14 protein-coding genes are annotated in these 14,314 nt (G+C 47.4%); 6 read left to right on the plus strand and 8 right to left on the minus strand.

Annotation, left to right across the window (positions count from 1 at the left end; all coding sequences use genetic code 11):
• The first annotated feature begins 278 nt into the window (after window positions 1-278).
• On the plus strand, window positions 279-2,084 hold the full coding sequence (locus FS806_RS09370) for a CPSF domain-containing protein (protein WP_144934971.1): 1,806 nt from the start codon (window positions 279-281) through the stop codon (window positions 2,082-2,084).
• A 301-nt stretch (window positions 2,085-2,385) separates the two neighbouring features.
• Here the strand turns inward: FS806_RS09370 and FS806_RS09375 are convergent, their stop codons facing one another.
• On the minus strand, window positions 2,386-2,778 hold the full coding sequence (locus FS806_RS09375; protein WP_144934974.1) for a hypothetical protein: 393 nt from the start codon (window positions 2,776-2,778) through the stop codon (window positions 2,386-2,388).
• A 68-nt stretch (window positions 2,779-2,846) separates the two neighbouring features.
• Window positions 2,847-3,734 carry a DUF6220 domain-containing protein gene (locus FS806_RS26665; RefSeq protein WP_260982039.1) on the minus strand — a complete coding sequence of 296 codons (888 nt, stop codon included), beginning with the start codon at window positions 3,732-3,734 and terminating at the stop codon, window positions 2,847-2,849.
• A 234-nt stretch (window positions 3,735-3,968) separates the two neighbouring features.
• Between FS806_RS26665 and FS806_RS09385 the strand changes: the two genes are divergently transcribed.
• From FS806_RS09385 to FS806_RS09395, 3 genes are all read left to right on the plus strand, one after another.
• Window positions 3,969-4,655, plus strand: coding sequence for a response regulator (locus FS806_RS09385; RefSeq protein WP_144934977.1), 687 nt, complete (start codon window positions 3,969-3,971; stop codon window positions 4,653-4,655).
• Window positions 4,652-6,019: a sensor histidine kinase gene (locus FS806_RS09390; protein WP_144934981.1), complete on the plus strand. Its 1,368-nt coding sequence runs from the start codon at window positions 4,652-4,654 to the stop codon at window positions 6,017-6,019. The genes FS806_RS09385 and FS806_RS09390 overlap by 4 nt, the downstream gene beginning before the upstream one ends.
• A gap of 264 nt (window positions 6,020-6,283) precedes the next feature.
• A complete protein-coding gene (locus FS806_RS09395; RefSeq protein ID WP_144934984.1) occupies window positions 6,284-7,420 on the plus strand; it encodes an acyltransferase family protein in 1,137 nt (378 codons plus the stop codon).
• Between the two features lie 274 nt (window positions 7,421-7,694).
• Here the strand turns inward: FS806_RS09395 and FS806_RS09400 are convergent, their stop codons facing one another.
• The 4 genes from FS806_RS09400 to FS806_RS09415 form a co-directional block, all read right to left on the minus strand.
• Window positions 7,695-8,429, minus strand: a complete 735-nt coding sequence (locus FS806_RS09400; protein ID WP_144934987.1) for a class I SAM-dependent methyltransferase — start codon at window positions 8,427-8,429, stop codon at window positions 7,695-7,697.
• Between the two features lie 76 nt (window positions 8,430-8,505).
• Entirely contained in the window at window positions 8,506-9,009 is a 504-nt protein-coding gene (locus FS806_RS09405) for an NUDIX domain-containing protein (RefSeq protein ID WP_144934990.1), read from the minus strand.
• A gap of 14 nt (window positions 9,010-9,023) precedes the next feature.
• The gene (locus FS806_RS09410; RefSeq protein ID WP_144934993.1) at window positions 9,024-9,455 is read right to left on the minus strand and encodes a GNAT family N-acetyltransferase; all 432 of its coding nucleotides are present in this window, start codon (window positions 9,453-9,455) and stop codon (window positions 9,024-9,026) included.
• 75 nt (window positions 9,456-9,530) lie between these two features.
• Window positions 9,531-10,058, minus strand: a complete 528-nt coding sequence (locus FS806_RS09415; RefSeq protein ID WP_144934996.1) for a ribonuclease FAU-1 family protein — start codon at window positions 10,056-10,058, stop codon at window positions 9,531-9,533.
• A gap of 297 nt (window positions 10,059-10,355) precedes the next feature.
• Here FS806_RS09415 and FS806_RS09420 point away from each other — a divergent pair, with 297 nt between their 5' ends.
• A complete protein-coding gene (locus tag FS806_RS09420; protein WP_144934999.1) occupies window positions 10,356-11,195 on the plus strand; it encodes a polysaccharide deacetylase family protein in 840 nt (279 codons plus the stop codon).
• 113 nt (window positions 11,196-11,308) lie between these two features.
• Here FS806_RS09420 and FS806_RS09425 read toward each other — a convergent pair whose 3' ends face one another.
• The gene (locus FS806_RS09425) at window positions 11,309-11,962 is read right to left on the minus strand and encodes a YitT family protein (protein ID WP_313960574.1); all 654 of its coding nucleotides are present in this window, start codon (window positions 11,960-11,962) and stop codon (window positions 11,309-11,311) included.
• A gap of 46 nt (window positions 11,963-12,008) precedes the next feature.
• Here FS806_RS09425 and FS806_RS09430 point away from each other — a divergent pair, with 46 nt between their 5' ends.
• Window positions 12,009-12,311, plus strand: a complete 303-nt coding sequence (locus FS806_RS09430; protein ID WP_144935001.1) for a phospholipase D-like domain-containing protein — start codon at window positions 12,009-12,011, stop codon at window positions 12,309-12,311.
• 241 nt (window positions 12,312-12,552) lie between these two features.
• Here the strand turns inward: FS806_RS09430 and spoIIP are convergent, their stop codons facing one another.
• Complete coding sequence (gene spoIIP / locus FS806_RS09435; RefSeq protein ID WP_186328296.1) at window positions 12,553-13,884, minus strand: stage II sporulation protein P; 1,332 nt, start codon at window positions 13,882-13,884, stop codon at window positions 12,553-12,555.
• Between the last annotated feature and the right edge of the window lie 430 nt (window positions 13,885-14,314).

Genomic DNA, 14,314 nt, shown 5'->3' on the forward strand with positions numbered 1-14,314 from the left:
GTCCCTGCTAGACCACCAAAGAAATCCACAACATACCAAATCAGCAACTCGGGTTAAAAAAAGGTCACGGATTCAGGTAGTAGTGAATATACCATATAATTCCTGATTCCAAAATGATTCTCATACGAATATACCTCGAAAAAATACAGTTAGATCGTCGGCAAACCTAATAGCTTACGAATAACGATAATATGTCTTTAAATTGACGGCTTGTCTTCCAAGTAATACACTCAAACCAAAATACAACTCATATACAAGTACTAAAGGAGGTGTCACCATTGAACGATATAACGAAAGCGCAGTACGAATATGTTGCGCAGCCCTGTAGGAACTTCAACATTCTGGGGCATACCTCGATAATCGATCCATGGGACGGCAGAGAAAAGTATGTTCTTTCGAACTTTGCTTTGGGGGCTACCGGAACTATTGTTTTTATCGATGTTTTGACGGGTGACGGGGAATCGTTTGTTTTGCCTGAAGGCAACGGGGCATGGGGCATTGTAAATTGGCATGATGAGAAGCTTGTGATCGGTACCTGCGTGGACCAAGCTTATTTGCACGTCTTTGATTTAAAAACAAGGCATTGGGCTGAACCGCTGCCGTCCGTCGGAGAATCGTATTTCTGGCAGCTGACAATCGGCTCCGACGACAAAGTATACGGTGGTACTTATCCCGGATGTTCCTTGATGCAGTACGACCCGGCTACCCATACGTTGGTTAACCTTGGCAGAGTATCCGATAACGCGAAAAACTTGTATACTCGTCCCGTTTACGGTGAAGCACCGGGCTATATCATCGTGAACTTCGGATTTGATACGAATGGGTTGAAAGCCTATCATATCGACAGCGGGACTTTTCTGCCATTTAGTACGCCAGGTGCAGCCGTTAGGGAAATTAATGAGAAGTTCATTTGTACGGAAGATAATGGAGTTTTAGCATTTTATGATCCAAAGTCGTTGTTGCCGATCGAAGACAATGGTTATACAGAACAGCTCAGACCGAAGGCCGTCACTTTGCCGAACGTGCAGAAGATTCCCTTTATCCCGTTGAACAATAACAGATTGGCCGGCTTCAGGGGACAGGATTATTTCATCATCGATGCCCCGCCTTCCAAATCCGATTATGAAAAGCCGCTTGACATTAAGTTAAAGCCTATTCCTGTTGAGGCTCCAGAGACGGAAGTGTTTGCGCTTGCGCCCGACAACGGGGGCCATATTTGGGGAGCCAGCGGCTTCGGCCAGACTATCTTTCGCTTCAATCCGACAACGGGGGAGTACTGGAATTCCTCTTCGGTATGCAACCATGGAGGCGAGGTGTACGGCATGGTGTTCGTTGGCGAACGTCTATTCATGACCTCATACGTCGGAGGGGATCATATCGTTTACGATCCGAGCCAGCCCTGGGACCAATTAAACAATGTCAATCCCAAGACGCTGCAATCGGTAGGACCGGATTTGATACGGCCGCACGGTCGAAGTGTCAGAGGTCCTGACGGTGGCATTTGGACGGGCTGGTGGGCCAAATACGGGATGTACGGCGGTGGACTTTCGCGGATAGATCCCGAAACAATGGAGGTCGATAGCTGGTACGACCCGATTCCCGGGCAGGCGATCTCCGGTTTGGCAGCGGACGGCAATTATATTTATTTTACGACAAATGGCCATGCCAACGGACTGGAAGCCCGCCGCGACATATGCTGTCATCTTGCGATATGGAAGCCGGGCTCGGGACTGATTCATACCGAGAAGCTGTCTCAAGGCGATGAACCGAATTCCGGCTTGTGCGCGATTAACGGCAGGGTTGCTGCAAGTATCGGCGGACAAATCCGAATTTACGATACGGACCTTCGCAAATTTGTTCTAGACATACCGGTTTCCGAAGAGTGCGAGTGGATTATAAAATTGGATGATCGGAAGGTCGGCGCCTTCTGCGGAACAACGTTATATGAAATCGATCTGCTAAGCGGGAAATCGTCCGTCCTGTCCGAACTGCCTGGCAAAATCCGGGCAGCGACGATTACAGATGCCGGCGATATCTACTTCTCTGTCCAAACGACTTTGTATGCTTTGAAACATTCGGTTTAAGTGTTAATGCATCAATTGTTCTGATGCCCTTGGATCATCATTAGACATTAGGATAGACATAACTTTATTTAAACACAAAAAAACGGAAAGAAGCGGGAAACCCTACTTTCCGTTTTTATATGGAGCGGCCTCTTCGTTCAATTGCGCCGCTAACTGTGCTCAAACGTCTTCAGGGCATTCTAGGACCACCCGTAGCAATGGGGAGGAGCTTGATCCAGTCTCTTCCCCCCTTCCCGGTTTCAAGATTGCCAACGGGCTAGAAAAAGGGGGACTCCTATTCCCTCTTTCTCCAATACATGCCTTACATTTGACGCGCACGCTGCAATGCCGAAGCCAACAGCCCGGCAAGGAGTCCCCAGATGGCATTGGTGATCAGAACACTGATCACGGCGAACGGGTTCGTTAAGGGGCCTTGCAGTTGACCTGTAAGGATCGGAGACAGAATGGCGCTAATGAGGATCGCGAACACTCCATAGGTAATCCCGGTTAACAGCAATACGACCAATGGCTGCCTGACACGCGTAAAGACAACTACCGAAATCCAAATAAGGGTAATAACGATAGTCACTACAATGCTGGCGGTAGGCTGGCCTATTCGTTCCAGCAACCCCAGCATACTCATGATCGGCCTTATGAGTGCCAAAGCCCCCATAGCGAGAATAAGCAGCCATGGCTTGCGGTATGAGTTTTTCATAAATTCACCTGCTCCTTGCTTTATTTGTACATTTCAACAAGAATTTAATGTTGTTCCCTTTTTCAGACTCATTGTGATTCCTTACGTTTAGCCCGACCGAAGATGATTCGCTTGGCCTGAATCGCCACATGAAGGGCTAACCAAAACATCACGGCGGCGATCACCGTATGAAATGCTCCGGCCCCGGTAAAATTGGCGGTAAAGAACTGGGCAAAGATCATCACAAATAGAGCAGCGCTTATCCAGCGCAATGATTGGGGCAGACGACCGGTAAAAGAGAAAATGAGCATCAAAAGCGGAATAAACTCAAATAAGTGAACAAACACTATATGATTATGCCAGTAGGACGGAGAAGTAAAGACGGCCATCCCGGCGATGAAAATCTGGATCACGACACAGGCAGCCAATAGCCAGGCCAAGCCCAGAAAAAAGAATCTCGATATTTTGCCACGATGTTCATTTGATTTCGTTTCAACAGACATTAGTAACAATCCTCCTCCTGTAGTGTGCGGCAATGAGCGAATGGGAGACCGTATCCGGTGCAGTCCTGAGTAGCCTGCATATAACAGTGCCATGGCTGCCGTTCCGATCAATGGCGGCCAGAAGGTTAACCAAGAAACAGGAAGCATCCCTCCCAAAGCCATCAGATTAATGCTTATCCCGATGCAAAATCCGCTTGGCGTTCCCGTTATGACAGACAGTTCCCTGAACATGACCGGAAGCATAACCAGCAGCGCGAGATAAGTACACCCGGTCCAGACCAAAGGCAGCATTTCTTCCTTTACTAACAATTGCCCGCAGGCCATCACAGCGGAACTGGTGGCCAGGATTAACAAGCTGGTGCATATACTGGTCTGCCACTTTCTCAAGGAACCATATCCTTGAACTCTCTGGTCTAATTGGATTTGCAGTGCGAAACAGCCGCCAAGAAATACATTCAATACCCACACCAGCACAAATACCCCTCCCCTTTCCAACCTGGCCCTCCGACTTTGATGGTGAAGTTTAAGGCTTTTGGTTTGTAGCCGCCGCTTTTTCACTCCTGAATATGGTTTTTATCTTACCAGCACAATGTTGTGAACTTGTGACGAACCTTTACGGGTTTGATGAAATTTGACAAATCTCCCCTAAATGTATAAACGACCTAGTATAATGACAATAAAATATGGTGGAAAAGGAAGTTGAACGGAATGTCATACAAGCTGCTGCTGGTGGACGACGAGGAAAAGGTTCTGGAATTTGTGGAGCCCTTCTTACGGGAGGAGGGGTTTACCATCGTGACAGCAAGAACAGGAAAGGAAGCGATTCATAAAGCCCGGGAAATGCAGCCTTCCTTAGTCGTGCTGGACTGGATGCTTCCGGAGATGAGCGGTCTCGAGGTTTGCCGCGAGCTGTGCAAAATGGGGCCGATGGGAATTATTATGGTTACAGCGAGAACGGAGGAAACCGATAAAATCATCGGGCTGGAGGTCGGAGCGGATGATTATATGACGAAGCCATTTTCCTTACGGGAGCTGGCTGCCCGGATTCGATCCGTCCTGCGGAGAATCGGCGGGCCCGAAATTCCGATGCAGACTCTGGATTATATGGATCTGATGATCTCCGAAGCCCAGTGCCGCGTATGGAAACGGGGGAAGGAAATCTCGCTGACTCCTACCGAATTCAAGCTTCTGCTGACGATCGCGGCGAAGCCGGGAATTGTATACAGCCGCCTTCAATTACTGCAAGCGGCGCTGGAGGACGATATTCTGAACGACGAACGAACCGTGGATGCTCATATCAGCCGTATCCGCAAAAAAATCGAGGATGACCCTTCACATCCTGTATACATTCATACGGTATATGGATTCGGGTATCGGTTCGGTGACCGGTCATGAAGGTCAGCCGCAAGTTATTTCTCGCTATGGCTTCCTTTATCGTCGCCATGAGTGCCGTCTTCGTTCTGGTGACGCATCTGGTCGTTCAGAAATCCACAGAAGCGGCGGTGGCGGCTACCCGGGGCGAGGAAATAGAATCGTTGGCCGAGCCGCTTGTCCGTTATTACCAAAACCACGGTCATTCCTGGGAAGGCGTTCGGCAGCTTGATTTCAACGAGTGGAGCCAAGCCCATAAAGCCAGCTTTCTTGTGCTCTCTACCGATAATAATGTGCTGCTGCGGGGAGGGGACGAAACCGATCCGCTGATCAAGAGACTGGGGATCACCAAGCCTGTTCGTCTGAACGGACAAACGATTGCCGTATTATATTATTACGACCCGCAGGTCGCCTATTTATCCAAAATGCGAATCGGCATTCCGATTTCCGTACTCTTTCTACTCACTGTTAGCGCCATCCTGTTTATCATTATTTCACTTGCGGTAGCTTATTGGCTCTCTAGGCGTTTAACTGCGCCCCTCAATCAATTAATACCGGCCATTGACCGTCTGGGGAGGGGGGAATTCGGCATACAAGCACCTGTTACCACCAAGGATGAATACGGGAAAGTGGCGCAGGCGTTCAACGACATGTCCCGGATGATTCAAAACGCCGAAGACGTCCGTCGCAGTCTCGTGGCCGATGTAGCCCACGAATTGAGAACACCGATTACAATCATTCGCGGCAAACTCGATCTGGCCCAGCAGAGCGGCCAACCGATGGATCAGGAAAGCTTGCTGTCCCTGCAGGATGAGCTGATTCGCCTCACTCGATTGGTGGATGACCTGCATTTGCTTTCATTGGCTGAAGCCAGGAAACTGCCGATGGAGCGTAAAGTAACGAGTCTGCCCACCCTCTTGAACCGGATTATCGATCATGTGACTCCCGATGCCGATCAGAAATCGATCCGGATCTTCTTGACGGGCGAGAGCGATGTCCCTGCTGTTGATGTCGATCCTAACCGGATTACCCAAGTTTTGCTCAATCTGATTGTGAACGCCATCCATTATACGCCTCAGGGAGGCTCAATCACGATCGGGATCGGACAAGAAACCATCGAAGGCAGTACGTCTGGAAATCTTCGCATCACCGTGACAGACACCGGACCGGGAATCCAACCGGAGCATCTGCCCCATCTCTTCGACCGGTTTTACCGGACGGATGAAGCACGCGCCCGGATAAGCGGCGGAATGGGACTCGGGCTTGCCATTGCCAAAGGATTCGTGACTGCACACGAAGGGACTATAGACGTGGAAAGCATTCCTGGAAAAGGAACCACCTTCATTGTCCGATTGCCGATAACCCGGGAACGCTATTATAAACCCTGACTCCATTTTCCTTCGCGAAAAGCCGTTCATTTTAAAATGCTTACATTTATTATGCTCTTGTCTTATAGAAGAGCTAAGGAATTAAGTTCCAATTTGTGATATGCTTAACTCGACTTAGATCGTTAAAGAGGCCAGTGAACTCGCTAAGCAAGGCTGAAAGAAGTCTCTGCTCGCAGATTCAGCTTCCTTCTATAGAAGCGGGGATTTCATCAATTAGAAATTATCGGATAAACAGCGGTCATGAACATGTAACAGGGGGGAGCTATGGTGGGAAATTCACGTTTGTTTTATGTCGATCATCTAAGAGTCCTTCTTACGGTTCTAGTTATCTTTCATCATACGGCGATTACTTATGGAGGAGAAGGCTCATGGTATTACATTGAATCTACAGAAACCGAGCTTACGCCGACTAAAGGGCTGTTGTCATTGTTCACCGGAGTGAACCAGGCTTTCTTCATGGGCTTTTTCTTCCTGATTTCGGGCTATTTCACTCCCCGTTCCTATGATCGAAAGGGAGCCTTACCGTTTCTGAAGGACCGGTTCATTCGGCTAGGTATTCCTCTTGCTGTCTACGTTTTTCTGATCGGTCCTTCCTTGATTTATGCAATGAAGCCGGAGGGGAAAGAACCGTTCTGGAGCTTCTATTCAAACGAAATTTTATCGTTCCGCATCATAAATTGGGGGCCGCTCTGGTTCGTGGAAGCCTTGCTCTATATGGCCATTGCTTATGTTTTGTTCCGCAAGTGGGATAACAGGAGGATAGAAGTCTCCGACGCTTCGCAAGCAGCGGCATTTCCCTCCCATCGGACCATATTCCTATCCGCGCTTCTTATCGGCTCCGCATCGTTCTTGATTCGGCTGGTGATGCCGACGGGTAAGGAAATTCTTGGCTTACAGCTCGGTTATTTCGCTTCGTATATCTTTCTGTTTATTGTAGGCGTTCTCGCATTCCGCCGAAATTGGTTTCAATTGCTTCCGGTCCAAACCGCCCGTACTTGGCTAATAGTTTCCCTCTGTACCCTTCCGGCTCTTCCCATTTCGGCAGTATTCGGCGATGTGTTGGGGCAGCCTGATGCTTCCATCAACGGTGGGCTAAGCTGGTTAGCGTTCATATACGCATTCTGGGAGCCGTTTGTTGCTTTCGGCATTATTATGTATCTTCTCGTTTGGTTCCGGGACCGTTTCAACACTTCCGTCCCTATGTGGCAACGTCTGGCGGCTTCCGCCTATACCGTCTATATCATTCACCCGCCTATCGTCGTCGCAATATGTTATATGTTGCGCGGAGCCGCTTTCCCGAACATCCTGAAATTTATCCTTGCCGGTTTGGCGGCCACGGCATGTTGTTTCGCCATTGCAAGTCTGCTGCGCAAGATTCCATTCGCCGACCGGGTGCTTTAAATGCGACTTGGGCAAGCATAAATTCCTGCGATAATACAGTTTTTTAGAGCGAATGCCGACGTCGGGAAGAAAAGCCTGCGAAAATACACGAATTCTCGTTCCCAACAGCCAAACCGGCGCTTTAACAAGCAAGAAAGATGTACTTTTGCAGGCTTGAACCCGACAGCTACCGAATGAGCCCAAAAAGATGTACTTTTGCAGGCTTTACCTTACCGCTATCGGCTATTGATTACGCTTCATGGACCAATACCCTTCAATTTAATCAGACAGATTTCTAGTTTCGGACTGCGGCAATGAGCAGGAACATAGGCCGGCGGGTTTCATCCCGCATTTCGGGAATCTGCGCCTGCATTTCAGCGGTCGGTTGAGGCTCGGACAGCTTAGTAATACTGAATCCCGATTCTGTTAACGCATTCACATAGGTAGCCACGGTCCGGTGATATTTGACTACGTTATGTTCTAGAAAATGAGTCTGCCGCAATCCTTCCTTCTGATAATCGTCCACCGGCCAATGCAGCCGCTCGCCTTGCGGGCCGTAATACCAATCCTGGGCGGCCAGCGCGGTAAAAATCGGATGTTCAACCGATAGAACGAAAGAACCTCCTGATACAAGACAATGATGAACCTTCCGGCAGACGATGTCGAAACGCTCAACATAATGGAGAGCAAGCGAGCTTATGACTACATCGAATTTCTCTTCAGGAAAGTCGATGTCTTCTATGGCAAGCCGGCGATATTCGATCGCCGAATCATTCGTATCTTCTCTGGCGCGTGCCAGCATTTTCTCGGAGAGATCTATTCCCACCACCGACCGTGCAAGCTCTTCTCGCGCATATCTACAGTGCCAGCCGAAGCCGCAGCCTAGATCAAGCACACGTTTATCGCGCAGTTCGGGAAGCAGCGCGCGGAAGGCATGCCATTCTCCCGCAGCCTTAAGCCCGCCAATCGAACGAGGCATTCGGCTGTATTTTTCGTAGAATTCAAGTTCGTCATATTTGTTCTGTTTCACTATTTCCATCTCCGCTTGGGTATTGTTTTCAAATTCTCACATACGACATACACCGTTTATTTGGAGGTAATTAGGATCATACCTTCACCGGATCAGTGAGTTCAGTCCAATTCATAAGGGGATTACCATCTGAATGGACGGTCATTACTCCAACATAGGATTTCATCGTTTCTCGACCAATCTCAAAGTAATGCTCAAACATTGTTTGAATACTCCACGGCATTTCCAGAGTATTAATCACATCTCTCCGAACCCAGTGTAAATCACCTTCGACTGTATCCATCACTTCTTCTTTATACGTCTTTCCAAAATAAACAAACTGCTCTCTTATCTCCGTGCCTTTCAGGCGTATTAAAATATACCTTAACTTGAGGTCTGCTAATTCCTCTTTTACAATTCCGGTTTCCTCATAAATCTCTCGGATGCAGGCTTGTTCGGGATTATTAATCTCCTCGGGCTCCAGGTGACCGCCTACTCCTGTCCATAACCCTGGGGCAATTTTTCTATTCGCGGCCCGTTTCAGCATCAGGATTCTGCCATCGTTAAAGAGAAATGCCGTGGTCATCAGTCGTGTATTCATTTAGTGCTCCTTCCTCAGCCTGTTATTTCCTTCTCGAAAACCAGTTCATCCTGCAGCCTGTAACCGGATTTTTCATAGGTTCTTATCCCTGCCCGATTGTTATTTCCCGTCAGAACCTTGATATTCGTTACTCCAAGACGGATAAGCTCCTCCTCCAGAAACCGGATCAATAAAGTGGCCAGCCCTTTCCCCCGGGCCTCTTCCTCTACGTACAATTCAGTAATCTCCCCCACAATCTCGGAGTAACAAAACGATTTGAAAAATTGCGCACAAGCAAATCCTGCCGGCGTCTCATCGAGCACGGCAATGGCCACTAATTCATTTGAATTTTGCAAACTTTGCTCAACTTCCGAAGCGGATACTCCCACTCCATTAAACTTATTATTTAAACGGACCAGCGCACTGGAATCCTCCGCCGACGCCCACCGTACATACATGTTATTCATTGTCCGATCTTCCTCCCCGAATACGGATTTTCGGATTTCCGCACTCTGAAATAAGAAAGCCGTACGTCAGATTCACTAAGCCTTCATATATCTGTCGGTATTATTCAGTAATACGTTCTCTCCGCGTTCAACGCTTATTCGAAGCTTCTCGAGTTCATCGACCGCCAACTGGTAATCGTTCTTATCCATTGTTCCTTCTTCCAATGCAGCGGTCAGTTCGTCTTCATCCAGTATGTAATATTCTTTATTCGGCAATACGACCAAATCCAAGTACAAATCCTCAATGACAGGTATTCCTTCATCCGTCAGCTTGATCGATTTCACGATATCGAAATACCACTGCATCACTTTGTTTTGCTCATTTATCATAACCGTCAAGCTATGATGCTCATTGTTCGGAAAAAACATCAGCCAGAAATACCCATCATCCGCTATACAGATCTCTTGACTGCCGTATTTCATTGTTAACGGCTCTTTGACCCTATCCAGAAACAGCCACGAAATATATCCTTCAAAACAATGATCCCGTACATACTTTTGGACATATCTTTTCTTGATAATCCGGGTCCAGTTCGGACGATCCGCGAATTTTAGTTTCATCATGCCTCCTTGTCCTGTTAAATGTCATTTTTCAGATAATAATGCGTGTGCCCGCCGGCGCTTTCATTTAAAATCGTTATTGTCATCTCCTTCCAGTTTACTGTATTCCCCCTGTTCCGGGATAGGACAGAATCAATATATTCTAACTTTTCAGGACAAGACGCCATGTAGATTTGAAGCGGACTCCCGTCTTATATCATTATCCCAACTTCAAATTTGCGTTTTTTAACTCCGCATGCATACCTTGCCACGAATAACGAATCCTATGGGAAAAGCAATTGATCATTATAGGAGCTATGTATGAAAACACGTTGGTTATTTTTGCTTATTCTGACCCTTTTCGCAAACGGTTGCGCTTCACCGGATACAACAAGAACTCAACAAGCAGATCCGCTGCAGCAGCCTGAACAACAAGTACAACCTTTAACCCAAACACCTGATTTGGCGGATGGGCCGGAAAACGGTACCCGAGATCCCCGGCCTCTGTCCCTTGGCGATCTGCGTGCTAAATACAGAAGCACCTTCATTCTTAACGGCCCCTCATCCAAACGGGAAGTGGCTTTAACCTTTGATGACGCGCCCGATGACCGATTTACTCCGCAAGTGCTGGACGTTTTGAAGAAAGAAGGGGTTAAGGCAACCTTTTTTGTAGTGGGCAATCGGGTGGAGAAGCATCCGGATATTGTCCAACGCATGGTCGATGAAGGACATGTGATCGGGAACCATTCGTATGATCACGCGAACCTTCCAAAGCTGACCGATGATAAATTCCGTGAGCAAATCACGAGAACGGACAGCCTTATCCGTAATTTTACCGGCTATACGCCGAGCTTGCTCAGGCCCCCGTACGGAAACATCAACGAGGGACAAATTCAATGGCTGGCCAGCCAGCAGAAAAGAATCATCAATTGGAATGTCGATTCATTGGATTGGAAAGGATTAAGCGCAGAACAAGTGGAGACGAATATTCTTGCCCATGTGTTTCCGGGGTCCATCATCTTGCAGCATTCCGCAGGAGGAACCGGAGAGGACTTGACCGGAACCGTTAACGCCCTGCCCAGAATTATTGCGAAATTAAGGGAGGATGGGGTTAAGCTAGTGACCATACCCGAATTGTTAAACATTTCGGCTGGGCAATAAATCGTGGCGGCACAGCTCGCTGAAACCAAGAAAGCAACCATACCGGGTCAGTATGGTTGCTTTCTAATGGTTAGAGCCGATGTATAGCGGCTCTTTATTTCTGAGCAAGCCAATCACTCGCGATCGTTGTTCTTCATCGTACAGAGGCCGGTAGCTAAACCGCCGGTGGCAATGGTTAGCATGGACAGAAAGAAGGTTTCCGCCGAAACAAGAATTCCGCCAAGAGAAATAACGATCCCATCCAATACAAATATGATTACTCCTACATTAATCATTAATCCTTTGGCAACGAATTGGGCCAGCAGATCGGTCCCTCCCGTGCTGGTTTCATATTTCAGCATGATTCCGATTCCGGTTCCTACCACGAACCCGCCCAGAATAGAGCTGCCTACAGGAGTTATGTCCAAATAATTAGCCATACGGTGTTGTAATGGGGTCGCCAAATCCATGATCAAAGATGAAAGTAACAGCCCGTGCAGGCTGCTGTAAAAATAGCTCCTCTGATAATACCAAGCTAAAATAAAGAGCGGTATGCTGCACAAAATCATTGCAAGCCCTATTGGGGCCCCGAATAAATAATTTACGATGAGAGCAATTCCCAATACTCCGCCGTCCAAAATTTGATTAGGAACAAGAAAACAGTGTGTTCCTGCCGCGATGAGTAAGCTCCCCGTTAGAATAGCTGCGAGCTTTTGGAAGGACAGCAATCGAACCATCTCCCGAACGAAAGGCATGTCTGATTTATATGCCGGTCCGACGCCAAGCATGAAACACGATTAAACATTTTTTGGAACCCGTTCTGAGTTATTGACCATGCCGTTCATTGGTTGCGGGTGTCCGTTTTTTTGCTATGAAAAAGGATTCCTCCATGCCAAAGTACTCATTTCCGATAATTTGGCTTGCTCCGGCAGTGCAAATATGGATATGCGAAGCTTCTGCGGCCAATTTGAGCTCAATGCGGTCTTTTTTGATCACAAGGTTGTAGAACGGCTGGTTCAGGATTTCTATACGGACCTTAGTGTAAGTAAGGAGGTTCTGTTATCGGAATTTTCAAAAAGGCCTACACTTCAACGGTTTAAAGAAGTATTCGCCCGGCTCCTCTCTCCTTTATTTTAAGGGGTATAGATCAGGTATTGTTGGAGCTCGCTTTCCTAATAACGGAAGCATAATAATCCCTCCAAAATTGTTTATATTTAAGATTTAGAATGCTAATGGATTATCCCAGCAAGCTACCAAAGGGGAGGCGTTACCTTTCTCTCCACGAACCGAAAAAAAAGAGGTTGAAGCCCCAGCAGGATTGTGCATCATGCCACGGCTCCAACCTTCTGTATTTTTCCCCCAACCCGCGTTCGACGTACTACTTAACCGAGTTGTAGTATTCCGCGAATACATCAGCGAGCGCTTCCGCCGTATGTAAGCTTTCCTGCAGAGTATTGTTCGTGCCTCCGATTTCCATTAACAAACTGCCGGGAGAGACTGACTGGTTGTATTCCCCGTCTCCCTGATGAGCGCTTTTGGTAAGAACACCCCGTGACAGTCCGGGATACTTCTTCTTCAACAACTTATTCAGTTCCTCGGCGAAGGCTTGATTTTCCTCGTACCCGGAATGCGCCGTGCCGATAACAAACAGAACACGCGCATATGTTTTCCCGTCGATGGTAACAGTAGTTTTCTCACGCGGAACGTCCGCATCCCGATGAATATCGAAGAAATAATAGAGGGAAGGATAAGTCTCCACTGCTTTGTCTACCGCTTGGCGCGATACCGAATAAGATTTGGAGTAGCTCAGCTTTTGCTGCTTCAATCTCTCCGCAATATCTTCCTCTCCGGTTAATGCCGGAATGTCTTTCTCTTGCAGAAGTTGCCCCAAGCGCTTGCCTACAAGCGTAATATTAACTTCCGGGTCATCGACAGAACTTCCTTTAGTATTGCGTGCGATATTTTTCCATGATTCCCGATTATGAGTATGATAAATATACAGGATTGGTGCCGATTCCACGTTGTTCGTGCTCTTCGGCGGATTCAGATTTGCATTGCGCTTCAAGAAATCCGTCTCTACGACCCAGCTTGCCACATAAGCGGTGCTATCGTCCGGCAGCGAAATCATGTACCATTCCCCATCGGTCTCAATGATCGGGAAGGTTTCGCCGGGCATCGCTTTGCCAATAATGTCATTGTCGATGTCCGGTCCACTGCGAAGATTCGTAATATCGATAATCTTGACAACGGTTGGCTCATTCAGACTTGCGGCCCAGACCTCATCGGTTCGTTTCTCTTCTGCCGGCTTGGCTTCGGGTTTGGCCGGTTCTTCCATATTTTCATATTCCGTAAATTCCTTGAATATCCAGCCTTCCCCTTCGTCCGGCAAACGGATTTTCACCCATTCTTCTTGCTCGTCCAAGACTTCATATCGGTTCGTTTGATCTATCTTGCGGATGACGGATGAGTTCAAATCAGGTCCTGTACGAACATTCAGCCGGTCTACTGTACTTCTAATATATTTCTTACCTTTCGTACCGGCTATGATTTGAATCATTTGAACTTCATCGGCTTGAGCAGTATTGCTCTGAACCTGAAGCTTGAACAACGATTCCCCGGATGCCTCCTGACCATGAACGATTTCTGCATTCAGCATCCCGACAAGCAAACATGAACTAACGGCCACTCCGATAATTTTGTAACGTAACAATTTTTTCACTCCTATGCCGAATATACAATCTAGTAAATTCGACATAGACTGGCAAATTCCTCCATCAACCCTTGGTTTTTTTCATAATGTCCTATAAAAATCGTTGAAACCCTTCAGGACCAAGGATAAACGGCGATCGCTGTCCTTAGGACAGGCGCGTTTACCGATGAAATATAACTATAAGGTGAACTTATACTTTCTATATTTTAAAAAAGTTGACTTCTCTGCTCGCATCCTTTATTGTTGTAGTAACTAAATACGGAAGGGTGAGCCAACGACAATGAAGTACTAATCCTATTTTTCGAAAGCTATCAATATGAAGGCAGTACAGGCAGATTTCTTCTGCTTTATTTCATAATGCCTTCGATTGACGTTTTCAGAATAGGATTGGTATTCCTAGTGTTGGGCCCTAAAGAGCGGTCTCTTCTTT

Source organism: Paenibacillus sp. 32O-W, assembly GCF_007679495.1.
In the GTDB taxonomy this organism is placed as follows: Bacteria; Bacillota; Bacilli; order Paenibacillales; family NBRC-103111; genus Paenibacillus_L; species Paenibacillus_L residui.